Here is a 26,236-nt window from a genome sequence, read left to right as displayed (position 1 = left end):
CCTTTCAGCTTAGTTATTTAATATTCTGTGTTGTAACCATGTTTGCAAGCAAACGTCCTACAATTCAATTTCGATACACACACTCTGTGATGTACCCGAGACAAAATATCGTTTATCCTTTCATACACAAATTATTGATGTACCAAAAGGATTCACGTGACGTTTGCAAGCAAACGTCCTAGTCATCAATTTTCAGTACCGCCATGAATGCCTCTTGTGGCACCTCAACGTTACCAACCTGCTTCATCCGCTTCTTACCTTCCTTCTGCTTCTCAAGCAGTTTCCGTTTCCGCGAGATGTCACCACCATAACACTTGGCAAGTACGTTTTTACGCATTGCTTTTACCGTCTCACGAGCAACGACCTTGGTACCTACAGATGCCTGAATTGGCACCTCGAACATTTGCCGTGGAATCAGCTCGCGCAGTTTCTCACAGACAATGCGTCCGCGATTATAGGCACGATCACGGTGAACGATGAAGGACAGAGCATCCACCTGTTCGCCATTGAGTACAATATCCATTTTTGCCAGATTGGACTGACGGTAACCGGACAGCTCATAATCCAGAGATGCATATCCTTTGGTACCGGATTTCAACTGGTCGAAGAAGTCATATACAATCTCGGACAACGGAATCTCATAGGTAATGGTAACCCGGGTTGTGTCCAGATATTCCATATTTACATATTCACCGCGTTTAGTCTGACACAGCTCCATAATGGTACCTACATAATCATTCGGTACGATAATATCTGCCTTGACGTATGGTTCCTCGACGTAATCAATCCGTCCCACCTCAGGATAGTTGGATGGGTTGTCGATTTTCATCACTTCACCATTCGTTAAGGTAACGTGATAGATTACACTTGGTGCCGTTGTGATCAACGGAATGTTAAACTCCCGCTCGATCCGCTCCTGGATAACGTCCATGTGAAGCAGTCCAAGGAATCCGCAACGGAATCCAAAACCGAGAGCACTGGATGTTTCCGGTTCAAAGCTCAGAGACGCATCGTTCAACTGCAATTTCTCCAACGCTTCACGCAGATCAACATAGTCCGATGTTTCGATCGGATAGAGACCACAATACACCATTGGGTTAATTTTACGATAACCCGGCAAAGGTTCCGGTGTTGGATTTTTGGCATCCGTTACCGTATCCCCGACTTGTGTATCGCCAACATGCCGGATACCTGCAACGATAAATCCAACATCCCCGACGTTCAGCTCGTCCACGATGGTCATCCGAGGTTTGAACGCTCCAACTTCAATGACTTCAAATGATTTTCCTGTTGCCATCATTTTGATTTTGGAACCGGATTTGATTTTGCCGTCAACAACACGCACATATACGATTACACCTTTGTACGGGTCATAGTGCGAGTCAAAAATCAGCGCTTTCAAAGGCTGGTCAGGATCACCAGTTGGTGCTGGAACACTTTTCACCACTTGTTCCAAAATTTCTTTGATTCCGATTCCTGATTTGGCCGAAGCCAAAACCGCATTACTTGTGTCCAAACCAATAACATCTTCCACTTCCTGCTTCACCCGTTCAGGATCAGCGCTCGGAAGGTCAATTTTGTTGATAACCGGTAAAATTTCAAGATTGTTATCCAATGCCAGATACACGTTGGCAAGTGTTTGGGCTTCAATTCCCTGAGCCGCATCCACAACCAGCAGAGCACCTTCACATGCAGCAAGACTGCGTGATACTTCATACGTGAAGTCTACGTGTCCCGGTGTGTCAATCAGATTCAATAAATACTCTTCACCATCATCCGCTTTGTAAGTCAAGGCTACTGCTTGTAGCTTGATCGTTATTCCACGTTCACGTTCAAGGTCCATTTTATCCAGAACTTGTTCCTGCATTTCACGTGAAGTGAGCGCACCTGTGTGCTCCAAGATCCGGTCCGCAAGTGTTGATTTGCCGTGATCTATATGTGCAATAATAGAAAAGTTACGAATTTTACGTTGTCTTGCCCGAATGTCAGTCATTCCTTACCCCCAGAAACAGCCTAGTGTCAATCACTTCATTATAACAGTTGAAGCACAGTGCATCAATCCCGTGATGTCTCAACTTTATAATAAAGTGTCATCATGCACTCCCAGAGGTTATATTGTACCTTAAAATTATAGTATTTTATTCAGCAACGCCGCTAAAAAGAGAGACCACCCATTTGATTCCACTGTGTGAGAGATTTTGCAGTAGTCCAGCCGTTTTGTCTGCCAACACATCAACCGGAGCCTTATTTTGATCTGCCCCAAGCACTTGGCTTGGTGACTGAACAGGTACAAATGGTGGTTCTTTGATTTCCTTTTGGACAGGTGCAGTCGGAACAGATTCGGTCACCGATGAAGTTGGCTCTGTTGTCACAGCGGTTGACGTGCCGTCTGATGAATTACCCATATGAAAGTTGCTGCCAGCCAACTGCATTCCAAACAGCACACCCAGCAACATTAATACAGCGATGGATAACAGTCTTTTACCGAATCTGGACATATGCTTTGCCTCCTGTCACTCTCTACTATTTTGTGCTTCATACCATATATAGTCCCTATCCACCCTGTGATGACGTTTCTGCACTGGCTTTGTCCACCTTCTGATCTTCCCAATACACTTGGGCAATCATGTCTGCTAGAATCTTCGATGTCCGTTGGAGCTCAGCTCCTGTGTTGTCGATGCCGCCAATCTCGATCAAAATGCTGTTGGGTGAAAGGGTTTGGTTATACTCTCCATTGTTGGCTCCTCCCCCATCTTTGCCCCACACACCACGGGATACCCCAGGATACTTGGCTTCCAGTTTCTTATGAATTTTAGCTGCAAAGGCTTCATTTTGCCGCCAATTCGGATTTTCATGTCCAATAATGAAATACACTTTGGCGTAGCCCAAGTCATTAATAGTGGTTGTTGTTTTGCCATGACGCTGTGAATCGCGATGAATGTCTATGAGATACGTCAGATCATCATTTTGGGAGAGTGCCGCTTTTACCGTTTGACGGGAGTATTTATAAGAATAGTTCCAGTTGTAGTCCTTAACTTTAGTGGGGTAATCATCCTTGGCGTGTTCTACGCCGATTCCCAGCTTCTCCAGACTGTCTGAGAGGTAGGTTCCCACTTGAAATACATTGCCTGTTGATTTGCCTGATGATGGATTATCACTTTTCGTACCTAGCAGTGGGTTGTAGCCTTCCCGTGGATGGGAATGATAGATAAGAATTGACTTTTTGCCTGTTGTCGGTGAGCCTGAATTGTCTTTCTCACCATTCTTCGCTGGGGGATCCTCTTTACCTTCTCCATCTCCAGGCTCACTCGACTCAGGTGGATCCGTATTGTCCTGACCTGGTGGAACATGCAGCTCACTACCGGGTTTCCCTCCACCTGCGGAAGCCGTATCCGTAAGACCGGGACCGGGCTGATAATCTTCGGGAGCCTCGGCTTTTTCGTTACCAGATCCAGGACGGAGCAGAACAGGTTGGTTGGAACCCATGCCCGGCATTTCTCTCGCAATCAGGCTCTTTGGATCTTGAGGATTTACATTCGTTAGTAATTGGAAAACAAATGAGGTGAGATTTTCACCGGATATAGCAGAAGTCTGTTCCTTCTGGGTGAGATGGGGCATCTCCATACCGAGCATATCGACGAAAAAGCGGCTTGATACGGCACTCGCAAATCCTTTCATGGAAGAAACGGGTGAATTATTCAAGCGTTTCTCTGCCATCCCCCCCAGACCCAGTACGACAAAAAACAAGGCAGATATGATCATAAGCAACAACAACGTACGGCCCATGGCCAGCACGTGCAGACATCTTTTTTTCCACTTCCCAATATTCCAGGCCAATATCTTGTTCATTCTGCTGTCTCCTTCCCTGCTGGACAACTCTTATACTTCAACTCTATGAGCCCGCCCAATTTGATAGAACAGGAAAATGAAAGATTCCAAAAACAAAAAAAAAGAAAGTCCGATAGATTCGGACCTTCTTCTCAGCAGTTTTAAGTTTTAATGTGTATAGGCCGCTACGTTATCTGGATTCACAGCATCATGGAGTGCCGCGTTAAGTCCTGTAGCAATAACATTGGCAATTCCCTCAATAAACTCATCGATTTCCTTTGGGGTAACAATGAGGTCATGACCTAGTGGCTCCAGTACCTCTTTCACCAGACTCAAGCGATCTTGCTCACCAATGTCGTCCAGCATACCCATGATCTGTTTGGTCTGATCCGTTTCCTGGCGGAAGTGTGAGCGCATCATCTCAATCACATTGTTCACAATGGTGGACGCATAACATACGGTTGGTACTCCGATGGCGATGCAAGGCACACCTAATATTTCACGGGTCAGGCCACGCCGTTTGTTCCCAATACCGGACCCCGGATGAATACCAATGTCCGCTACCTGAATCGTTGTATTTACACGTTCCAAGGAACGAGAGGCCAGGGCATCAATCGCAATAATGGCATCCGGCTTGGTCCGGTCTACAATCCCCTGTACGATGTCACTGGATTCAATGCCCGTTGTACCTAACACGCCGGGAGCAATCGCGCTGACTTCCCGATACCCTGGCGCAACCTGATCAGGCACCAATTCGAAATACTGACGCGTCACCATCAGATTTTCCACAACAAGTGGACCAAGTGAATCCGGGGTGACATTTAAGTTGCCCAAGCCAACAATCAAGACTTTGGATGTTTTGTTAATTCCGGCCTTAACCATAAAATCTTCCATTTCACGTGTGAACTCGGCTGCAACTCGCTCCTGTAACTCGGTATCACCATTCCGTAGTGAAGGTACTTCCAAGGTGACATAGTGACCTTTCACCCGACCAATAGCCGTGGCTGCTTCTTCAGTCAGGACATCAATACGTGTAATCGTAATTCCCTCTTTTTTCTCTACATCTTCCTGTAGTCCGGGAATCGTCTGTTTCTGTCCACCTTGCGCCATTTCCTTGGAGTCGATCGCCAAATCGGTACGAACTGTATAGTTTTGCAAATCCAGTGTCATTCTGTCCCTGCCTCCCTTACCGCATTTGAGCATATTGTGTGGGAAAAAGGGTTTCTTTATACAGCATGTCGAACATCGTAGGAATATCTGTTGCATTTTACATGCTAGCGTGATAGAATATTTTAAGTTGTGAAACGTTTGTATTCATGCAAATGCCTTACAGGAGGTGAATGTAATGCCAAACATCAAATCCGCTGTTAAACGCGTAAAAACGAGCGACAAGCGCCGCGCACTCAACGCTTCCCAGAAGTCTGCACTCCGTACAGCTGTTAAAGCTGCTGATGCTGCTCTGGTAAGTAACGAAGTTGATACTGCAAAAGCTGCGATTCAAGCTGCTTCCAAAAAGCTGGACAAGGCTGTAACTAAAGGTCTGGTTCATAAAAATGCTGCAGCACGCAAAAAGTCTCGCTTGGCGAAAAAACTGAACGCTCTTTCCGCACAAGCGTAAGAAGCGTTACTTATACGATCCAATGGAAAAATCCTGAACAGCATAGGCTTTCAGGATTTTTTAGTATCTGATTCGATAAGTATAAGACAAAGATAAAGCGACCTTTATTCCGATGATTTAACGATCATGGAGCAAAGGTCGCTTTGTTTGTTATTCACACTAGTAATCTATTACGTTTACTTATCCATTCATGCACCAAGTCTCAATAAGAACAGCTCCAGACCAAGCACTTTATCCACCGCTCCTGTTTTCATCTGGTAATCCAGTTCGCTGAGGTGACTCAAAATCATTCTCAGACGTTCCGGCTGAAATTTACGGGCTTGCTCACCTGCAATCTTAACAGCATACGGATGCAGACCTAGCTGACTGGCAATCTGCTGCTGGGAGTAACTTTGTTGTCCCAACTCTTTCACCTGAATCATGATCCGAAATTGACGTGCGATTAAAGCCGCAATTTTAATCGGTTCTTCCCGCTGCTTCAGCAACTCATAGAAAAGAGCCAACGCTTTCTCCAGTCGCAAATTAGCGAGTTCCTCCACTAGCGAGAATACATTCTGCTCTGTACTACGGGCAACCAGTGACTCGATATCAGCACGTTTGATTGTCCCCCCATTACCCGCAAACAAACATAACTTGTCTACTTCAGCAGACAGGGTCTGAAGACCTGTTCCGGCATAGCTGATCAACGTTTCCGCCGCTCCCGTCTCCAAGGAAACATCCCGCTGCTTCGCAAGTTTCACTATCCAATTCAATAACTCTTCTCCACTGAGTGGAGCAAAAGCAAGAACTACTGCCTGTTTCTTGACAGCTTTCACCAGTTTCTTACGCTCATCCAGCTTATCCCCTTGGGCCAGGAAAACAATCGTACTGTAATCTGCCGGATTTTCCATATATGTAAGCAGACGATCAACCTGATGTTCAATCTTGGATTCTTTACCTGCGGTAAACAGGCTCGCATCCCTTACAATAATTAATTTGCGTGGAACCAGAAAAGGTACGGTCTCTGCTTCTTCAATAACAACCTCCACAGCCGTTTCAGACAAATCATATGGAATAATCGCAAAATCACGATGTTCTTCTTCAATAACCTGTTCTTTTAACATATCCGTAAATTGCTGTATCTGGTACTTCTCCGTTCCGTACAGCACATAGATCGGTGCCGTTTCTCCATTACGTATTGCCTTTGTTGCACTTTTTACATCCATTCACGGCGCCTCCTTATCCCTCTTATCCTACCAGAAAAAACGCAAGACAACAAAGGGACCTTACATCCAGTTATGGATGAAGGTCCCCTGTCCTACATCTATATAAACGCTGACACCAGCAGTTCTAGAAAAAGCCGGGGCGCGGTCATACGACGTCAGTTGTTTGAACTGAGATAGGACGTTTTGTTACTTACACTATATGCTTGTCATACTGAAAATGTTCTTTCGTTTAGAGGAGCGCACTCCCCATTTTTAATTATTTCGCAGGAGCTCCACCTGAAACAGCAGGTACATTAAACGAGTTCTTTGCCGTTGTTCCGTCCTTGTCCGTTTCGTAATTAAATAGGGTACCATCCTTCGACCAACTCGCTGACTTCAGTGTCCCCTCTATACTGCGTTGTTCAACCAAATTTAGAACATCCGGTTCGCTCACAGGTTTGGAGTATATGCTGATTTGATCACCAATAAGCATAACTATATAAGAGCCGTCAGGTGATTTCCATTCTTTTGGTGCTGCTGTTGTAGCCATTCCCTGATCCGGTCCTGCTGCGAATCCTTTGTTTCCTCCAGAAGCGTCTGCACCTGCACTGGAATCAGGTACAGTGTTACCTTCAACCGGAGCATCTTCAGTCATATTAGGTGTTGTATCCTGAGAAGTGAAGGATTGCGCATCTCCATTTTCTGTTTCTGTTACTCCATTCTCTTCCCCATCTGCAGAAGATTTAGGAGAATCTCCTGATCCCTGAATTCTCTGCTCAGAATCTTGGTTCTGAGCCGGATTCTTCTGATTATCGGTCGAAGGAGTTCTGGACGAATTATCCTGCGGTCCTTTATTCGGAGCAGGCGTTGATTCAGTAGCCGGTTGTTGAGGTGTAGGATCTGACTGAACTTCAGGCTCCTGTACCTCATCTCCACCGTTCTCTTCAGGCATTGTTTCTACGTCTTGGTTATCTGGTTTAGTTGGTGAATCATTCGATTGACCCACAAACACATCGTTGCTGCTTGGTTGGGACGAAGTGGCAGGATCATAATTTTCAATATTCTTGCTTAATGGATTCTCGTCCACATTGCCGCTCTCTTGAGAAGCTCCAGAGCTCATCAGCATGGAATCGGCATTCTCAATCTGTTCAGGCGGATTTCCCCAGATGGCGAATCCCAATATAACTGCCGCAGCCGCTGCACCCATGGACATACGTCCTGCCATCGAGTTAAGCCATTTTTGCTTCGTTTTCCGCTCACTTGAACGTTGTAAATTCTCAAATGTAGCGGGGACAGGATTCATTTCCTGTATGGTGCTACTCTGTTCCTTCCGCGCTTCGTCAATGGCATCAAGCTGTGGCATAATCGCATCAACCAGACTAAATTTCGGGCTTACTTGCGGCAATTCTTCCAGTTCTCTGGAAAGAGCTCTGAGTAAACTAAAATTCTCGGCGCACTCCGGACACTTTGCCACATGCTGTAGCATCTGCGCGGTTTCCGCCTCGCCCAGATCATGATCCAGATAGCGGTGCATCCATTCCACCACCTCTTCGCATTTCATCCTGTCACACCACCTTTCTGATATTCCTGTAGTAGATTCTGTAATTGCTGCCTGGCTCTAAATAAATAAGATTTCACCGTATTCAACGGAAGATCGAGACAATCCGCAATTTCATTGTAGGATAAGTCCTGCAAATATCTTAGAACAATAACGGTACGATGATGCTCGGGAAGCTTGTTGATCGCATCCTGAATGTCCTGGGCCACATATGTAGACATGACCTCGTACTCCACATCCTGATTATCCTGAAAAACCATGTCATGTTCATCAATGGAGACAGACGGTTTGGTTCTTCTGAATTTATCAATACAGATGTTCGTGACGATGCGTTGTACCCATGTTTTGAATTGGGCCTTTTCTTCGTATGAATTGATTTTGGTGTAAATTCGGATCAACGCTTCCTGAGCAGCATCCAAAGCGTCCTGTTCATTATTTAGAATGTAATATGCGGTCCGATAGACATGTTGTTCAATCTCCCGCAATAGGGTAATTAGAGCGTCGCGATCGCCCGATTGAGCGGCTCTGATGAGTTCCGGCTCTACCACAAAGGATCCCCCTCTCCCTGCAACCTTACAGACGTGATCATCAATAAAATTGTTGCAAAGTTAAGTATTTTTTTAATTTGCCATAACAAAATAACGGCGTATGTATTAGGGCCGCTGAAATCTTCTCTTAGAATAACAGAAATTGCATAACGAGTCACCAAACGTATCCAAAAGGGATTCCATTACTTACACGACTCAATTCAAATGCAATGGCATACATTATAGATAAGCACTTTTTTGGTTCCTAAAATAAAAAAAGTCGAAATTTGTCCAAATTTAAGCTGATTTTAATGCAATTTTCATGAAAATAGTGTATTGTAAATTTACATTCATAAACACGAGGTGATGAGCATGCCAGCTCTTGCGAAAATTCAAGCTTTAAAAGAACAAATGCCCAAAGAATACCAAAGTATTTCCCACTTTGTGGAACATGCATTGGACTCCATTGATACTCTGGTAGAGGAACATCGGAAGTACGTAGCTGCACAGGCATTGTACGGCGATAAAATCGTTGGATCGGAAGAACGCTTGTACAGAGAAACCGTACTTGATGTCAGAGCACAGCTGTTGATGACTCTTGAGAAAACGGTAGAAGATCTGTTGCACAAGGGTGACAAACATTGGAACAAACACTTTAAGGATGGCGTGGAGTAGTTCTTATATTTCTTCTACACTTTGAAAAAATGGCCCGTTTTCCGATATTCTCCCTCCTGGAGTGTAACGGAAAGCGGGCTTTTTTTGTGCTGTGCTGTAACTTGCAATCAATTGAAGTGATTAATTGGTATATTTATCAGTAAATCGCCATCAGTTTGCCATTGAGAAACCCTAAAGCTCTTATGCCTGCGGAGCTGGCATACACCCAAACCTCGATTTTGCCTTTTGAACTCGTTTCATACGTAATGCTCGATGGATCTCCCCAAGCAAGGCGCACCTGAGTTATGTTCATTCCTAAAGCTACTTCTCCAGCAATGATTTTATTCCAAGTGGACTTGGACCAATTGTATTTCTTATACGGATCAGAAGAGAAGAATTGGTTGGAATCCGCAAGCATCTCCGTCACACTGGAAGGTGCACCTCCTGCGTAGGCAGAAACGGTTTTTCCTTTTGCATTACGGAAGATAATAGAGTAACTTCGATCACCGTATTTAATCTTTTCAATTTTGATATCTGATATGGTCACTTTACTGAAACGTTGCCCTAAACTCGTATCACTGTTGATCCAGTAGGACTTGCCAATGAAGCGAGCAAGATTTCCCAACTCTTTTTTCTTGATCAGTGCAAGTGTATCCTTCGATTCCACCAGAATAGAAGAATTTCCAACCAGCACCTTGGCCTGCTTTAGCTCAGCATCCCATCGAACCTGAATACCCGCAGCCTGTCTTAACAAGTCCGCAGGAAATACAGTTTGCCCTCCAATGGTTTGTACTTTCCCTTTCAACTTCAGCTCTTTGTTGTTTAATCGCGCAACAGCACTTCCTTTTTGCAAAGTAATACTGTCAACTCCAAATTGAATTTCAAAAGATGAGCCTTTCACATCAATTTTGGCTCCCAATGTTTTGAACACCGACTGTACTGGCAAGTATACATTTCCATCCAACAATGTGGCGCCTGTTAACTTTTGCTGTGAATCAACGTTCAGTTGAAGACTTGAGGCCAAATCACCTATCTTCAAAGTCACTTTGGTTGTTCCCATGCCCGTAACCTTCAGTTTGCCTCCTGCCTGAATCTGTGCAACTTGGGGCTGCTCCACTATAATTTCTTCAGGCAATGGCGCACGCTTGTTTTTGAAACCATTACTATAATTCTCCTGAACAGCAAGCGTGATCGTATCCCCAATATTAGCTTCCTTGGAAGATGCCGTAAGTGTCACTTGATTTAACGCGGGAGCTGATAGAGAAGTTAACTTTCCATTATCATATGTAACCCACGATCCATCCTGTAACTGTGCATATAGTTCATCCAGATTAGGCGCATACACCATCCGCGATACGTTACTTAAACCCGGCAGTTGCTCGCCCTTATATTTGGCAGTTCGATCGTAGCTCCAGACGCTTCCATCCTGTTTCACCGTGAGCAGCTTATGCGTACTCCCCCACCAAATCAAAGATTGCACATTATTCGCAACCGTGATGTAGTCATCCTCATACAGCATACTTACGATCACTACCGAGCCATCATCTTTTAACACTGCTGCGTAAACACCATTCGTTGCAATTGCTTTACCATCAGGTACATTTCCAGCTTTACGTATTTTGTTGTATTTGTCATAATATATATCTCCTGATGAAGATAATGCGCTATAAGAAGAATCGCTTCCAAAACTATAAGAATCCGCATCGATAATCGATTCCAAAACCTTAGCCTGATCATCAAAATTATAAAGATTCCCATCCTGAAGCTGAACCCATCCATGGCCATATACCTTAATCACACCATTGAATTGTTTCGTTACTGGTATATGCGCATTGTCCTTATTCCACCGAATCACTTGGCCATCAGCAGTCCAACCAAAGATGAAATAATCGTCTGATTTTGAAATACCAATCAGCTTCCGATTTTGTGTCCATACTCCACTTGTGATCCCTTTAGACCAAAGTGTACCATCGTCCAGCAAATAATTATTTCGGTCAAGAACTGAAGTGATGGAGTTTCCCGATCCAGATGATGCAAAAGCGGAGGACTGTCCTGCAATGAAGCTGATAACCAAAACTCCAATCCACAACGCTATTATCTTCCCGACCCTTTTCACTTTAGACTTCTTAGTTGCATTGGTGTTACTTTGTGTCATTTCTACAAGTTCCATTTTCTTGATCCCCTCATTATTATGTATAGTGCTACGATCCCTAAGTATCTCTATCCCTCCTCTAAGGTGGGCCTAACTATTATTCGGTAAAAATAACCATAATCCTGCAACAAAAATCATATAACATTAATCAAATCCATAACTAAAAATATATTTTTACATATATACAACAAACCAAATACAAATGATTGCATTTAATAATCTAAAATAGAAAACATATTAAAACGAAATAGAGCGTGCAACCGTAACAAACTTCTAAATGGATATGCGGGAGACTAAAATGAATCTAAAAATATTTTTCATATACTTCCTGGGATTCTTTCTACTCAGTAGTGTGTTATTCATTGCATTTAATATGATAATTTGGCATAAAAGTTGGGATCAAATTGATCATATACTAAACTTCTTCAGCGCAACTATAATTAGCTTGCCGATTAGTATCTCAAAAGCAAGAGAGTGAGAGTCGTTCCTCCCTAGTCAACTATACTAACTGACAACCAAACTATCCTCATAACGCATAACGATTGAAATGTGTTATTATCATGAAATTCAAAAAGAAGTCGTTCGCAGCGGAACGACTTTTTTCTGTTATTGGTTAACCAAATACTACTTTTTCAATGTCCCTCACTCATACTTTCTCAGCCTGTGTGTGCTAAAATATAGTAACTTCCTAAGTCTATCAGTTGTTGAATATAGTTATTCAAGATGGAGGTTAATGCTCATAATGACAAAATCCCATAGAATCAATAGGCCGCGCGGAAAAATAGTTGCAGCTGTATTAACTGCAGTGTTCATTTCACTTGCAATGGGGATATATCACTATGTCCCTATAGATGAAAGATTAGAGAATACTTACTATTATTCATTCGGGTATAAATTTGCAGTTGGATTATTGATTAACCTCGCTATTTTACTTTTCTTACTTACGCCCCTTTCTATATTGGTGGATGGATTACTTTTATACAGAAAAAAAGATAATACGTATATGAGATTGCTCGTTGCTATTGCCGCATATGGTCTATTAGGCTCCATAGGTGGGATCATCTACTCGATATTTACACGTAACTTCAATACTTTTTCTGCTCAAACTATCCACATTGTTGTATGTTCTCTTGTCTTTTTAACCTTCCAGTTGGTATTAAATCGGAGTTTTCTTCACTCATCTTCACACCGATAAATAGATTGCGTGCCGTCACTCAACCCCGACCAACTTGTACCGAATATCAATCTCCCCATCTTTGACCCTCATCTGGACCTCACCCATCTGATCTGTCCGATAAATATCCGACCCGGTAGCCTCCAGACGTTCCATCACTCCCGGATTGGGATGCCCATATGTATTGTTAACTCCTGCAGATATCACAGCGGTTTTGGCGTTCCAGTATTGGAGCCAGGCTTCGGTGGATGACGTTTTACTCCCATGATGAGCGACCTTTAGAACATCAATGGAGACAGATGCTGAAGCATCTTTTGAATCAACCTGCAACGGTCGTGTAAGTACCCTTTGTACAAAGCCCTCTGTAACTCCAATATCTGCACCTTTCTGTTCAAACTGGGCAGCCAACGAGCCATCCTGAATCATATAGAGCAGGTCCTGCTCGGCTGCTGCATCCATATCTCCGGTGAACAACATGGAAGCCCCGGCCATTTCCAGCAAAAAGACAACGGAATCATGATTCTGATGTTCAGATACAGGCAAACTGCCCGATACATTCACATCCATATGTGCCAGATCCGGAGCTATAAAATGTAAACTTGTCTGCTTATCAGCCTTGTAGGACATGCCCTGCTGAATGGCGTACAAAGGAATTTTCCGTTCCATGGCCGTGTCCAGCAACTTATCAAAGTTATCCTTACCGCTGGTCGTTCCATTAAACATGAAACGTTTAACCGGAATCTGTTCCAGCACAGCCTGTAGTCCTCCGGCATGATCCTGGTCAGCATGTGTGACAATGACAGCATCCAGTTGATGGATGCCTCTTTTTTTCAATAAAGGAACAACCACCTTGGCACCTACCTCATACGGATCACGTCTTGTTTTCCACGATTGTTCGGTGTTCCCAAAACTAACCGTTCCCCCGCCATCCACCAGGATGTGTTTGCCTTCCGGGGTTGTAATCAATGTGCTGTCTCCCTGACCAATATCCAAAAACTGCACGATGCCGGTTCCAGCAGGCTTGGGAGTCTGATATGCCCACCACAATCCAGCAATAAAGCTGATAGCGAGCAACCCGCACAACCATTGCTGAGCTTTACTCATTCGTTCACTTGAATAATAACCTGCACCTCGTGCGGTAAATGCACTTGTATATTCCGGCCAGGCAATACTGGCTCCTAATGTCGTTAATGAAGTTTCTTTTCCATCTACGCGGCGGTTCTTACCTTGATCCTGTAACACGGTAGACATCGAAGAGCGAATGCCCATATTCGCCATTGAAACTGAAGGTTGTCGCCTCACAAGAGGTGCCGTCTCTTCCTCAATAAACGTTGTTTCTCGCTGCTCACCATTGCCACGATGCAACAGGTAGAGTAAGGCATACAACACAGCATAATAGGCGGCAATCCATAACAAGGGGGGTGTTGCCCAGATCAACACAAAACCTGGCAGGCTGTTCATCCACTCCACGCTTACAAACGTCAGTTGATTCAGTTGCATCGCAATCCATGCGAGAGGTTTCGCCAAGGGAACCCATATGAATGACAATAACATGGCGACCGTCCCCAGAGGTAATACAATCGCACTAATCAAAGAAACCAGCAGAAAGTTAGCTACAAATGAGAGTAGTGAGAACTGGTTGAAATACAAAATGGTTACTGGGAACGAAATCAGCTGAGCGGTCACGGTAACGGATGCTGTTGCAGCCAGAGATTTCGGCCAGCCGCTGAACAGCCGGTTAATCAATGGCATGTAGATCATCAAACCTGCGGTCACGAGAAAGGATAACTGGAAGCTCACGCTTAGCAAAAAGTACGGGTCCCACCACATCATCAGCAACGCTGCTGCACTGATCATCTGAAGACCGTCTCTGGCGAGACCACGACGTGCCATATACAACCCAATCATGGACATAATTCCTGCCCGAATCACTGAAGGTGAACCTCCGGATAACAGTACATAAGCTGGTACCAGGATCAGAACAATCGTGAGTGCCGTCTCTCTGGTAAGCCTTAGCCAAGATAGAATGAGAAGCAACGAAGCAACATATACAGCGACATGGGTTCCGGAGATTGCCAGGATATGCGTTAGACCGAGTTGTGAAAACTGACCATAGGTACCTGGATCGATATCAGTAGCCATCCCGATAATAAGCCCCTTCATATATCCTGCATGAGGCTCAGGAAATAACTGCTCAACCGCCGAGCCCAACTTATGCCTCGTCCAATCCGTCCAACGTAGTACGTTATATTGTCCAAGTCCCTCAGGAGCAACTGCTGCTACCGAACTGGCTCCCTTCACTTTGAACAACCAGTGGATATGCAGGGTGCGCAAGTAACTGCGATAATCAAATCCGCCAAAGTTCCTGGCTTCACCAGGAAGGACAAAAGAACCATTAAGCGTAATCAAATCGCCCCTCTTCCAGCCCGCTGCTACCTGTTGTTCTTCTTCCTCCAACAGTCTGACTTGTACCATCAATTGTTCATCTATTTTGAATGCAGATGATGCTGTCAGATCTGCATCTGCTGACGAATCCGATGTTGCCAATATTGAAGACATCTGAATCTTAAAGTCAGCCCGATCTCCATCAATACGTACATCTGACACAAGCTCACCCTGAATTTCAGCTGACCATCCGTCCAACTCATGAGCAGCGATATGCATGGTCTCCGACAGACTACTATGATTGCGTGCTTCATTCCACTCCCAATGTGCAGCGCCTCCAATAAAGGCAGCGAGTAAAAATAAAACAGACCATCCACGCACATCCATAAAACGAAGTAATAGAGGCAAACATGCCAGAGCTCCAATTAACCCCCAGATTAACGTCCAGCCTGTTAACGCGCAAGCTATCCCGCTCCCGCACAACCAACAAATCGTAAAACTTAATAATGGTCTGCCTTTCATTTCTACCCCTCCTTCATTTCACCCGTTGAACGCAGAAAAACCCCCGGAAAGCCAATTCAGGCTTGCCGGAGGTTCTCCCTCAAGTATTCGATCATATTTACATTAATTGCTCACGGTCATCATCGTTTCCCGCGGGGGCTGGTAATTCTCCAGCCTGCGGAACGTTATGCCCTTCTGTTCCATCATATTTGTAACCTTGCCGGTATCTTTAGGATAAGAACGATGAAACACGATTTCTGTAATCCCGCTATTCGCCAGCATATTGGCACATGTCCAGCACGGTTCGTCGGTCACATACACGGACGAGCCTTCGCGGTCGATTCGATCTGTGAATAAAAGCAAATTTTGCTCCGCATGAATTGTGCGAATGCATCGTTGCTTTTTCACCATTTCTTCTTGCCCATCGGTCACGACCAACTCATACTCTTCCGATATCATGCAACCTGCTTCAGAACAATCCGGGACGCCGGTGGGCGCACCATTATAGGCTGTTCCCAGCAGTTTCTTTCCCTGAACAAGAACGGCACCCACATGACGGCGCGAACAGCGGGAACGGGTGGAAACCATATACGCGATGTCCATAAAATACGTATCCCAGTCCTTGCGTACCTCTGTACTCATGCTGCTTTCCTCCCGCTTAATACAATTTATATTTTAATTTTACCGGATCTGCACATACGGCGCCATCTTCTCCAGCATCTTCATCCCGATTCCTTTGACCTTTGTCAGATCACTGACTTTTGCAAAAGGACCATGTGCATTCCGATAGTCCACAATAGCTTGAGCTTTCTTCTCCCCAATTCCGGGAAGCTCGATAAGCTTGGAGACAGGAGCGGTATTCACATCAATCTTGCCATTGTCGCTAGCTTCCTCACGAACTACAGGTGGATTACTGCTTGATGCCGTCTCGGAGGTAACCGAAGGATCAGAATTCGTCCCCTGTGTAACTGGTTCAATCGAATTTGAGGTGTCCGGTGGATTATTATTCGTCTGACTTGTAGTTTGAACAACTGAATCACCTTCAACCCTAACGCTCACAAGCTCTTTAGACTCTTCTGCCTTAGCCTCATTCCCAGTCTGCATCCCACTTGCATCCGCTCCCGAAGATACTCCTGTATTGCCCTGAACCGAAGTAGCCGACTGTACAGCAGGGAGTTCCTGCTCTATCGTCGGCTTCTCGGTGCCGAGCTGCAAGGGTTCCCAGCCACTAGGTGGTTGTTCACTTTTGCCCGACCATAATATAAGTATACTTCCAACCACCGCAGCAGCAATGGTCATCCCTTTGTTCCATCTCATTCTTCCACACCTCTCCCTGAATTCAAAATCATTCATTTCGAACACGGGCGGTGCTTCCGAACCGTTGAACTTTCCTGATGAAACAAGTTGTGCATTTTTCATGTCATGTGAAACAGGTCCTCACGCATAGAATAGAGGGAATGAACTGCGCCAGTACCGTAAAGCATGAAAGGAGGCCTGAAACAATGAAGGTTGGATTTATCGGAACCGGCAGCATGGGCAGCCTGCTAATCTATGCCCTGATCCAATCGGGTGCACTTGAGCCCCGGCAGATCGCGGCCAGCAATCGAACCCCGTCCAAAGTACGTCAGTTATCCCTCCGTTACCCCGGTCTGCATGAATCCCAGAGCAATCGGGAAACGGTGATCCGAAGTAATATCATCTTCCTGTGCGTGAAGCCGCTTGAATTCAAACATGTTATTGACGACATCCTGCCTGTCGTGAATCCCAATCATATAATTGTCTCGATCACCAGTCCCGTGCAGCTGCGACATCTGGAATCTTCACTTCCTTGCAAAGTCTCCAAGGTAATTCCCAGCGTCACACACCAAGTCGGCAGTGGAGCATCCCTCTGCATACATGGCGAACGAATGACCAGTGAAGACCGCGCTGTGTTGGAAAGTCTGCTCAGTCATATAGGCAGGCCGTACCAAGTGGATGAAGCCTGTACACGAATTACATCCGACTTCTCCAGCTGCGGACCTGCATTCATATCGTTCTTTTTGGAACAGTGGATCGAAAGTGCAGTGAAGCTGACTGGCATCAAAAGGGCAGATGCCTGCGCTCTGGCTGGCGAAATGCTCCTGGGAACAGGCAAGTTGCTCACCGAAGGAGGATACACCCCGCAAGAGCTTCAGGCTCGTGTCGCTGTACCTGGCGGTATTACCGCTCAGGCACTTGCACTGCTGAAGGTTAGTCTTGACGGCGTTTTCGACAGCCTAATCCACACGACACATGACAAATATGATGAAGATTTGTTAAAGCTGGATGAACTATTCCGAGCCGGTGAGATTAACCGGCAACAATATTAACGAGTTTGCCTGGAACGGCAATGACCTTGCGAATGGTCTTGCCTTCCAGCGCCTGCTTAACAGGTGCCAGCTCCATCGTAAAGTCCTGCATACCCTGTGCATCCAGATCCTTCGCGATTGTAGCACGAGTTACAATTTTACCATTTACCTGAACAACGATTTCTACTTCCGCATCCACTGTCATGGACTCATCATATTCAGGCCAAGCCACGTAAGAGATTCCACCTTCATGACCCAAACGGCTCCACAGTTCCTCTGCCATATGTGGTGCCAGTGGTGACAACAGCTGCACAAATTTCTCCATCGCTTCACGAGGCAGTGTGTCCGCTTTGTATGCATCGTTGATGAAAATCATCAGCTGGCTGATGGATGTGTTGAAGCGCAGATGTTCCAGATCTTCCGTAACCTTTTTAATCGTTTTGTGGGCAGTCCGTTTGAACTCATCCGTTCCACCGTCCACCGTAATCTTGTCATTGATGGCTCCTGTGTCTTCGTTAATGAAGAGACGCCATACACGTGACAGGAAGCGGTGCATGCCTTCAACCCCGTTTGCATTCCACGGTTTTGTCGCTTCCAATGGTCCCATGAACATCTCGTACAGACGCAATGTATCTGCACCGAATTCATTCACGATTTCATCCGGGTTAATGACATTACCACGAGATTTACTCATTTTCTCATTATTGGTACCCAGGATCATACCTTGGTTGACCAGTTTGTGGAAAGGCTCTTTGGTCTCCACAACACCCAGATCATACAGCACTTTGTGCCAGAAACGAGCGTACAGCAAGTGAAGTACGGCGTGCTCTGCTCCGCCAATGTACAGATCAACTGGCAGCCACTGCTGCTGTTTCTCCTTGGAGATCAGTTCCTTGTCATTGCGCGGATCGATAAAGCGCAGGTAATACCAGCAGCTACCCGCCCATTGTGGCATGGTATTGGTCTCGCGACGTGCCTTCATTCCCGTTTCCGGATCTACCGTATTCACCCACTCCGTAACATTCGCCAGTGGTGATTCTCCTGTACCCGAAGGTTTGATCTGGTCGATATCAGGCAGCAGCAGTGGAAGTTGATCCTCAGGTACTGTCTTCATCGTTCCGTCTTCCAGATGCAGAATCGGGATTGGCTCACCCCAGTAACGCTGACGGCTGAACAGCCAATCGCGCAGACGATAGGTCACTTTCCCTTGTCCTTTACCGTTCTCTTCCAACCAAGCAATCATCTTGGCAACCGCTTCTTCATTATTCAGTCCGTTCAAGAAATCGGAATTCACATGTGCGCCATCACCCGAATATGCCTCTTGTGTAACGTCTCCACCTTGAATAACCTCGATGATATCCAGACCGAACTGCTTCGCAAATTCCCAGTCACGCGCATCATGACCCGGAACTGCCATAACCGCACCTGTGCCGTAACCTGCAAGAACGTAATCAGCAATCCAGATCGGCAGTTTTGCACCATTAACAGGGTTGATTGCATAAGCGCCAGTGAATACACCTGTTTTGTCTTTGGCCAAATCTGTACGTTCCAGATCACTCTTACGAGAAGCCTGCTCCTGATAAGCCTGAATAGCTTCACGTTGGTCATCGGTTGTAATTGCTTCTACCAATTCATGTTCTGGAGCAAGTACTGCAAAGCTCGCACCGAACAATGTGTCCGCACGGGTAGTGAACACCTTGATAACTTCCTCGCGACCCTCAATGGCAAATACAACTTCCGCACCTGTTGATTTACCGATCCAGTTGCGCTGCATATCCTTGATGCTTTCAGACCAATCCAGCTCTTCCAGGTCTTCCAACAGACGCTCTGCATACTCGGTAATTCTCAGAACCCATTGACGCATCGGTTTGCGTACAACCGGATGTCCACCACGTTCACTCTTGCCATCAATAACCTCTTCATTAGCAAGTACCGTTCCAAGGGCTTCACACCAGTTAACTGCAACTTCATCCACATAAGCCAAGCCTTTATTGTACAGCTGAATAAAGATCCATTGTGTCCATTTATAGTATTCAGGATCCGTTGTGCTGATCTCACGATCCCAGTCATAGGAGAAACCAAGCGATTTGATCTGGCGACGGAAATTGTCAATATTACGGAATGTAATATCTCGTGGATGTTCACCTGTATCCAGTGCATGCTGCTCAGCAGGCAGACCGAAAGCATCCCAACCCATTGGGTGCAATACGTTGTAACCGCGCATACGTTTGTAACGGGAAACGATATCCGTTGCCGTATATCCTTCCGGGTGACCTACGTGCAGACCTGAACCGGATGGATAAGGGAACATATCCAGTGCATAAAATTTCGGTTTAGCAGGGTCCTCACCCGTTTTAAACGTTTTATTTGCATCCCAATATTGCTGCCAACTTTTTTCCATGACTTGTGGCTGATAGCCGTGTTTCGGCTGGTTATTCTCACTCATCTATTGTTCCTCCTTCAGGTTATTCACTTTAGCTTTAATTGCAACAAAAAAACCTCAGCATCCCGTAGCGTTTGCAGCGCTAGGGACGAGAGGTTGAATTCCCGTGGTACCACCCTAGTTAGTGGACGAACGTGCTTCGTCATCCACTCCCTTTGGACCTGTAACGGCGGTTAACCGATGCGGATTTCCATTCCTGAACCCAAGCTTTATACAAGCGGGTTAAACAGAATGGTGTAATCACCGCATTTCTCCAAGGCGAGTTCGCAAATCACTGTCAACCGGCTTGCACCAACCGCCGGCTCTCTGTTATGTACAGGAATTACTACTGATCCTTATCATCGAAATATGTATACAATATCGGGACCATTATATAAAAAAGCAAGCCCAAAGTCAATATTACACGTTATAATGACCCTTTTAAGTCACACGGTTCGTACCGTTCAATAATACTCGTTGCTGTTCAGGATAACCGAAAACGCTCAATGCCTTCCTCCAGATTATGAATGGTCCAATTCACATGTTCCTGATTATCATATTGACGATAAGCGCACTCAATGCGCAGCACGAGATCAAAGTACAAGTCATAGAGACTTCTTCTTTTCAGCTCACTTTCAGTCGTAATCTCATGCCCATACCCTTTCACAAAACCAGGCGTATAGTTAAAATGACTGAAATAATGCTCCATCAGAGGATCTGCCCACAGTGAACGTTCAAAATCAATAATCGCTGTGATTCGACCCGCGTCCACTAGTACATTGCCATCCCACAGATCCCAACTGATAAGCACAGGTTCTTTGACATCGTCCAGCACATCCGATTTTTCTTCAATCAGGCGTCTCAATTCAGGGTAATCGATCGAAAATGTAATCCCGGCTTCTTCCCCGTCGGTAAGAATGTCATCCATCAGATTCATAAATGCATCTTTCCATGTGGAATATCGCTGTTTTTGCTCCGAGAAATATCCAAACTGCTCGCCCTTGATTTCATTAATTCGACGATTGTACCGACCGAGCTGGTGTTCAATGGCCTCCTGCTCTTCCGCAGAATATTGATCCTTGACCTGATTATAGGGCGCTCCAGACATGTACTCCATGATAAAATAACGTGCTGAAGCCATAGTTAACGAATCATCATAAGCCAACACTTGGGGTAGGGGAACATCCTGTAGCTCCGTAATGAGGCGTAGTACCTCAACTTCGGCAATCATGAGATCCTGTTCACAGCGCATCAGATTTGTCGAAGCTGACGGTGCAATTTTGAGTACCACTCGCTGTGCGTCACTCAGTGTAATGAGATATGCATGATTGGCCCAGCCATCCACCATTTCCTTGTAGTCCTGTATACTTGCAGAGAAATGCTGCTCTATTATGGCATTCAACTGTTCTGACGTAAGTCTTGTTTTATATGTACTTTCCATTTCTACACCTCACATTGACAATTGATTTATTTTCTCAGAAAACGCTTTCTATCCGACTATTATCACCTTCTTTACTTTAACTGGCAATACTTTTTGTCACGTCGTTATGTCTTTTCTTGCATTCCTCTACCCTATTTAAGACTATTGCTATTCATTCTCCATAAAAAAATCAAACAAAAAACTGCCCTCATGCACCATAAGGACAGTTCTCATTATTCGCTCTTACTTCACAGCCACGTAGAACAAGCGCTGTGCGCTGTCTCCAGCTTCTTTCCATTCAAAATCCGCATATACCTTCACGTCTCTAAAACCTGCCTTGGACAACTCAAGCTTCATCCAGTCCGGGTTATATGCACGCTGGACATGAACTTCTTCAAACCGCTGATACATATCCTTGCTACCATCATCCACACGCGAAAAAATACTGAGATGATGTTCGATCTCACAGCGATCCTGATCCAGATCACATGTCCAAATATACGACACGGAGCGCTCATCCAGTACAAAAGGCTGCTCTTCATCATAACGAATAAGGGTATTGGGATGATGCACATCAAACAGGAACGTTCCATCAGGCTTCAGCATCTCGTATGTCCGCTGGAATGTTCGAACGACATCTTCTTGTTCAAGCAAATAATTGACGCAATCACAGAAAGATATCACCGAATCCACAGGTTCCGGAACTCGCCATTCCCGCATATCCTGCTGCACCCAACGGACACTGCCCTCACGATACAAGCGATGACCCTGAGGCGTAGCCTCCATCTTGCTGCGTGCAACCGACAGCATATCTGATGAGAGGTCAATGCCTGTAACTTCGAAACCGGAGTTCACGAGCGGGATCGTAATGGAGCCCGTTCCACAGCCAAGTTCAGCGACACTTTTGGGCATTCCATGCTTTTCCCATGCTGTTCTTGCAAACCTTATCCAGTCCGGATAAGGCATATCTTCCATTAATTCATCATACACATAGGCAAATTTCCGGTAAGACATGTCAGGCACCGCACTTTCAATTTCATTTTCGAATTGATCTATATAAGTTGAACCAAAGAATATTTACACTGGACACTCCAATGACAGAACAACCTTCCGATCGCTGTTATCCCCAGATTTTTTTTATTCCTTTTATAAAGGTTTAAATCCGGGGATAAAGGCGAACGCTCCGCTTCTTCAGGTTCTTTCTGTCCTCTCCGTTTCGTGTAAATGTTTAGTTCAATTTATATAACAAAAGAAAAAGCAGGGGCATCCGGTGTTTACCCAGCCTATCCCTGCCTTATCCGAGTTCCATATTACATCTATTTAATCAGGAAGATTACTTGTTTTCACTTTGATCCGCAGGAGCTGATTCGGACAGATACGTCCAGCTTTCCTTTTGGACCACCAATCCGTCTTTCATCAATTTGCCCAAGGCACGCTTGAAGGCAGACTTACTGATGCCAAAGCGTTGCTTGATGATATCCGGCGGAGTTGCATCCGAGTATGGCATGCCACCCATAGGGCGTTCTTTCATGAAAGCGAGCAGCTTGTCTGCATCTTCGTTACGTCCAACTTGTTTGAGTTGAGTCATGGCCAGATTCACACGTCCGTCTTCACGTACCAGTGTCACCCGACATTTAACTTTCTCACCAAGACGCAGCATATGACTACGTTCGGATGAATGAATCATACCAATCGCGCCAAAGCCCAGTACGCCGCCCTCTACAAGTACAAAAGTACCCATCTGCAGTGGCTTGTATACCGTCGCTTCAACCCACTCGTTTAACCATGAAGTTGGCGCATGGAAAGACAATGGTGAAAGCTCACGTTCCCCGGCCAATTTGGCACGCAGACGTCCTTGCTTGTCATGTTCCATGATTACAAAGACTTCATCCCCCACTTGAGGACGCAGTTCTTCCAGTTCAGGCAATTCACGAATAGGAAGCAGCAATTGCCGTCCAAGGCCCATTTCCAGGAAACAGCCCAGTCGTGGGTGAACATCAGCCACAACCAGTCGTGCCATTTCTCCAAGCATGAGATAAGGCTTTTTCATCGTTACGGCCAGACGATCTTCTGTATCAAAGAATACAAATACCTCTAGCATCTCACCAATTTTAATATCCCGTGTTAACTCGGTGTAGTGAAGCAGTACATCTTCCGATCCTGTCGTCAAAAAGAAGCCAAACGGAGACACTTCACGTGAAACCGGCAAAGAGACGACTGTTCCAGCAATCAAACTCATACAGTTTCCACCACTTTGGCATCAGACCATAGTCGTTCAATGTTGTAGTATTCACGCTCGTCGCGGTGGAAGATATGAACAACAACATCGCCCATGTCCATCAATACCCAACGTGCGGAATCCATACCTTCGATACCTTTGATCGTCGCTCCGGCTGCATGAGCCTGTTTGCGAATTTCAGTGGCAATGGCTTGTACCTGTGTATCGGAATTCCCGTGACAAATAACAAAATAATCTGCCACCAGAGAAACATTAATTAGATCCAACGCTACAATATTGGATGCCTTTTTGTCGTCAGCGGCAGCAACCGCCATATTCATAAGTTCTTTCGATGATACTGTCATGAACCAACCTCCATAATCTATAATTGTGTGTTCAAAAAGATCAGTTTTCAGTACCGAGAAGATGGAATAAAGCTAGAAATGGAGTAGCGGAGCGTAGGCAAACTACGTGAGCAACGGACATTTCAGCTGAATTTCATCTTCGATGCTGATGATGCCGCTAGGCATCCTTCGTAATCAAAAGTGGACTTTTTGAACAACCTCTATAATTGTGCAATTAAGTCATTCCGCGACAGCATAGTCAAAGGATAAATGACACGTCGCTGCGAGATCAGCAAGCTGATCGTCGAATCGAATCCGGCAATTAAACCTTCCTCCAGACTACGTTCAGCCTGTTCGCGAATGTGATCCACTCCCGGGAAATCTCGTCCCGGTTCAATGTAATCGGCAAGACATACCACTTTGTCCAGCAGGCTCATGCCCACTCGACCCGAGGTATGCCACCGGATGGCATTAATAACTTCGGAATCTTCCACACCGTAATCACGCTTGGCTACAAAAGCACCGACTTCGGAATGCCAGAGCTGCTTGTCATGCTGCAGAAGTTCCTGGTTTAATCCGTTATCACGGATGACCGCTTCCATCTCCGCTACGGGCCAGTACTTCGCCACATCATGCAATATCGCTGCCAGATCTGCCTTCACAGAATCAGCACCGTATTTTTCAGCCAACATCACTGCCGATTCCATTACACCCCGTGTATGCTTCCAGCGTTTTTCCGGCATTTGTCCGGATACTGCTTGAATCAGTTCATCACGGCTTAGTGCCATATAAACCGCTCCTTACAATGTATTGGTGCACTTCATCAGGAATCATGAAGCGTACCGAATGTCCTTTTGCCAGACGTCTGCGTACGGCTGTCGATGAAATATCGACCAAGGGCATCTCGGCCAGCAGGACCCGATCCTGTAACTCGTCTGGTAAATCATCCAGATGTAACTGGAAGCCCGGCCGACCAACTCCGATAAAGGTTAAGCGTTCTGCAAGCTCTTCAATCTGCTCCCATTTGGGAAGATAGTTCACCATATCCGCCCCGATAATGAAATAAAATTCATGTTCAGGATGGCGACGCCACAGTTCCTTCATCGTATCGATGGTATAAGACACTCCGCCAAGTTCCATCTCGATACCCAGCACCTCATATTGCTGCACGCCCTTCACAGCCGCTTCCGTCATATCGAGACGTTGCTGTCCCGAAGCTCCGGCTCCGCGTTTGTGAGGTGGAACATGGGAAGGCATGAACCAGATCTCATCCAGTGCATGTGAATCCCTTGCCGCTTCAGCTGCCAGGAGGTGTCCCATGTGGATCGGATCAAACGTACCACCCATGATACCGATCTTCACCCGCGTCACGCTCCCTTATCTAGGTAGTTCGATTTGTTTGTTATCGCGAGATTCTTTGTACAGGATGATTGTGTTACCGATGAGTTGTACAAGCTCACTTCCCGTTTCACGGGCAACTTCTTCTGCCATCTCTTTTCTGTCCTCGTCATTGTTGTTCAACACTTGCACTTTCATCAATTCGCGCTTCTCAATCGCATCTTCGATGTGACGGAACAGGTGCTCGTTAGTTCCACCTTTACCAATCTGAAATACAGGGGTCAGGTGATGTGCCTGTGACCGTAAAAAGCGCTTTTGTTTACCGTTTAACATGAATACTCCATACTCCTTATGTTGAGCAGGCCCTGATCGACAGCGCAAAAACTGTCCGGACCTGACCATTCAATTATTATTTTTCAATGGTGAAAATGATCACTGAGTACACAAGGTGACTCCGATTGCAGTACCATCTTCCGATCGCTGTTATCCCCAGATTTTTCTGATCCCTTTTCACAAAGGGAAAATCCGGTGATAAATGCGACCACTTCGTTTCTTCAGATTGGTTCTGCACTCGTTGTCTGCCTGT

At 45.5% G+C, this 26,236-nt stretch carries 23 protein-coding genes and 1 other annotated feature; of the genes, 4 read left to right on the top strand and 19 right to left on the bottom strand.

What is annotated here, in order from left to right:
- Positions 1–178 precede the first annotated feature (178 nt).
- From lepA to gpr, 4 genes are all read right to left on the bottom strand, one after another.
- Positions 179–1,993, bottom strand: a complete 1,815-nt coding sequence (gene lepA / locus PAEAM_RS06350; protein ID WP_036615097.1) for a translation elongation factor 4 — start codon at positions 1,991–1,993, stop codon at positions 179–181.
- 145 nt (positions 1,994–2,138) lie between these two features.
- Positions 2,139–2,498 (bottom strand): DUF3679 domain-containing protein, encoded by a 360-nt coding sequence (locus PAEAM_RS06345; protein ID WP_100527021.1) that lies wholly within the window; start codon positions 2,496–2,498, stop codon positions 2,139–2,141.
- Between the two features lie 55 nt (positions 2,499–2,553).
- A complete protein-coding gene (locus PAEAM_RS06340) occupies positions 2,554–3,849 on the bottom strand; it encodes a stage II sporulation protein P (RefSeq protein ID WP_100527020.1) in 1,296 nt (431 codons plus the stop codon).
- Positions 3,850–3,996: 147 nt separating this feature from the next.
- Complete coding sequence (gene gpr, locus PAEAM_RS06335) at positions 3,997–4,998, bottom strand: GPR endopeptidase (RefSeq protein WP_036615103.1); 1,002 nt, start codon at positions 4,996–4,998, stop codon at positions 3,997–3,999.
- A gap of 175 nt (positions 4,999–5,173) precedes the next feature.
- On the opposite strand from gpr, the gene rpsT reads away from it, so the two are divergent.
- The gene (gene rpsT, locus PAEAM_RS06330) at positions 5,174–5,446 is read left to right on the top strand and encodes a 30S ribosomal protein S20 (RefSeq protein ID WP_024628504.1); all 273 of its coding nucleotides are present in this window, start codon (positions 5,174–5,176) and stop codon (positions 5,444–5,446) included.
- 188 nt (positions 5,447–5,634) lie between these two features.
- Here the strand turns inward: rpsT and holA are convergent, their stop codons facing one another.
- From holA to PAEAM_RS06315, 3 genes are all read right to left on the bottom strand, one after another.
- Positions 5,635–6,651, bottom strand: coding sequence for a DNA polymerase III subunit delta (holA, locus tag PAEAM_RS06325; RefSeq protein ID WP_036668560.1), 1,017 nt, complete (start codon positions 6,649–6,651; stop codon positions 5,635–5,637).
- Between the two features lie 256 nt (positions 6,652–6,907).
- Positions 6,908–8,191 carry a zf-HC2 domain-containing protein gene (locus tag PAEAM_RS06320; protein WP_100527019.1) on the bottom strand — a complete coding sequence of 428 codons (1,284 nt, stop codon included), beginning with the start codon at positions 8,189–8,191 and terminating at the stop codon, positions 6,908–6,910.
- Entirely contained in the window at positions 8,188–8,736 is a 549-nt protein-coding gene (locus PAEAM_RS06315) for an RNA polymerase sigma factor (protein ID WP_017687205.1), read from the bottom strand. Before PAEAM_RS06315 ends, PAEAM_RS06320 begins: the two co-directional genes overlap by 4 nt.
- Before the next feature lie 351 nt (positions 8,737–9,087).
- Here PAEAM_RS06315 and PAEAM_RS06310 point away from each other — a divergent pair, with 351 nt between their 5' ends.
- On the top strand, positions 9,088–9,390 hold the full coding sequence (locus PAEAM_RS06310; protein ID WP_076211684.1) for a hypothetical protein: 303 nt from the start codon (positions 9,088–9,090) through the stop codon (positions 9,388–9,390).
- A gap of 136 nt (positions 9,391–9,526) precedes the next feature.
- On the opposite strand, the gene PAEAM_RS06305 is transcribed toward PAEAM_RS06310, so the two are convergent.
- Positions 9,527–11,539, bottom strand: a complete 2,013-nt coding sequence (locus tag PAEAM_RS06305) for a copper amine oxidase N-terminal domain-containing protein (protein ID WP_100527018.1) — start codon at positions 11,537–11,539, stop codon at positions 9,527–9,529.
- Positions 11,540–12,263: 724 nt separating this feature from the next.
- Between PAEAM_RS06305 and PAEAM_RS06295 the strand changes: the two genes are divergently transcribed.
- Entirely contained in the window at positions 12,264–12,716 is a 453-nt protein-coding gene (locus PAEAM_RS06295; RefSeq protein WP_100527016.1) for a hypothetical protein, read from the top strand.
- A gap of 15 nt (positions 12,717–12,731) precedes the next feature.
- Here PAEAM_RS06295 and PAEAM_RS06290 read toward each other — a convergent pair whose 3' ends face one another.
- The 3 genes from PAEAM_RS06290 to PAEAM_RS06280 all read right to left on the bottom strand — a co-directional run bounded on the left by PAEAM_RS06290 (position 12,732) and on the right by PAEAM_RS06280 (position 16,898).
- Entirely contained in the window at positions 12,732–15,602 is a 2,871-nt protein-coding gene (locus PAEAM_RS06290; protein WP_100527015.1) for a ComEC/Rec2 family competence protein, read from the bottom strand.
- 102 nt (positions 15,603–15,704) lie between these two features.
- Positions 15,705–16,223, bottom strand: a complete 519-nt coding sequence (locus PAEAM_RS06285; protein ID WP_017687196.1) for a deoxycytidylate deaminase — start codon at positions 16,221–16,223, stop codon at positions 15,705–15,707.
- A gap of 39 nt (positions 16,224–16,262) precedes the next feature.
- Positions 16,263–16,898 carry a ComEA family DNA-binding protein gene (locus PAEAM_RS06280; protein WP_165789847.1) on the bottom strand — a complete coding sequence of 212 codons (636 nt, stop codon included), beginning with the start codon at positions 16,896–16,898 and terminating at the stop codon, positions 16,263–16,265.
- A 185-nt stretch (positions 16,899–17,083) separates the two neighbouring features.
- On the opposite strand from PAEAM_RS06280, the gene comER reads away from it, so the two are divergent.
- Positions 17,084–17,929, top strand: coding sequence for a late competence protein ComER (comER, locus tag PAEAM_RS06275; protein ID WP_036615122.1), 846 nt, complete (start codon positions 17,084–17,086; stop codon positions 17,927–17,929).
- On the opposite strand, the gene leuS is transcribed toward comER, so the two are convergent.
- The 8 genes from leuS to yhbY all read right to left on the bottom strand — a co-directional run bounded on the left by leuS (position 17,910) and on the right by yhbY (position 25,983).
- Complete coding sequence (leuS, locus tag PAEAM_RS06270; RefSeq protein WP_036668549.1) at positions 17,910–20,354, bottom strand: leucine--tRNA ligase; 2,445 nt, start codon at positions 20,352–20,354, stop codon at positions 17,910–17,912. The genes comER and leuS overlap by 20 nt on opposite strands.
- Positions 20,355–20,432: 78 nt before the next feature.
- Positions 20,433–20,702: a binding site (T-box leader), on the bottom strand.
- 112 nt (positions 20,703–20,814) lie between these two features.
- Complete coding sequence (locus tag PAEAM_RS06265; protein WP_100527013.1) at positions 20,815–21,771, bottom strand: phosphotransferase family protein; 957 nt, start codon at positions 21,769–21,771, stop codon at positions 20,815–20,817.
- Between the two features lie 222 nt (positions 21,772–21,993).
- Complete coding sequence (locus PAEAM_RS06260) at positions 21,994–22,764, bottom strand: class I SAM-dependent DNA methyltransferase (protein WP_076254435.1); 771 nt, start codon at positions 22,762–22,764, stop codon at positions 21,994–21,996.
- 319 nt (positions 22,765–23,083) lie between these two features.
- Complete coding sequence (locus PAEAM_RS06255) at positions 23,084–23,989, bottom strand: CvfB family protein (protein ID WP_100527012.1); 906 nt, start codon at positions 23,987–23,989, stop codon at positions 23,084–23,086.
- Positions 23,986–24,333 (bottom strand): ribosome silencing factor, encoded by a 348-nt coding sequence (rsfS, locus tag PAEAM_RS06250; RefSeq protein WP_036615136.1) that lies wholly within the window; start codon positions 24,331–24,333, stop codon positions 23,986–23,988. Before rsfS ends, PAEAM_RS06255 begins: the two co-directional genes overlap by 4 nt.
- A gap of 200 nt (positions 24,334–24,533) precedes the next feature.
- Positions 24,534–25,100, bottom strand: coding sequence for a bis(5'-nucleosyl)-tetraphosphatase (symmetrical) YqeK (yqeK, locus tag PAEAM_RS06245; RefSeq protein ID WP_100527011.1), 567 nt, complete (start codon positions 25,098–25,100; stop codon positions 24,534–24,536).
- On the bottom strand, positions 25,084–25,674 hold the full coding sequence (locus PAEAM_RS06240; RefSeq protein WP_074095918.1) for a nicotinate-nucleotide adenylyltransferase: 591 nt from the start codon (positions 25,672–25,674) through the stop codon (positions 25,084–25,086). Before PAEAM_RS06240 ends, yqeK begins: the two co-directional genes overlap by 17 nt.
- 15 nt (positions 25,675–25,689) lie before the next feature.
- Positions 25,690–25,983 (bottom strand): ribosome assembly RNA-binding protein YhbY, encoded by a 294-nt coding sequence (yhbY, locus tag PAEAM_RS06235; protein ID WP_017687186.1) that lies wholly within the window; start codon positions 25,981–25,983, stop codon positions 25,690–25,692.
- Positions 25,984–26,236: the final 253 nt, after the last annotated feature.

Source organism: Paenibacillus sp. GM1FR (assembly GCF_002803315.1).
In the GTDB taxonomy this organism is placed as follows: Bacteria; Bacillota; Bacilli; order Paenibacillales; family Paenibacillaceae; genus Paenibacillus; species Paenibacillus amylolyticus.
The sequence above is the reverse complement of the archived record's forward strand: the minus strand, read 5'-3'. Positions and strand labels throughout refer to the sequence as shown.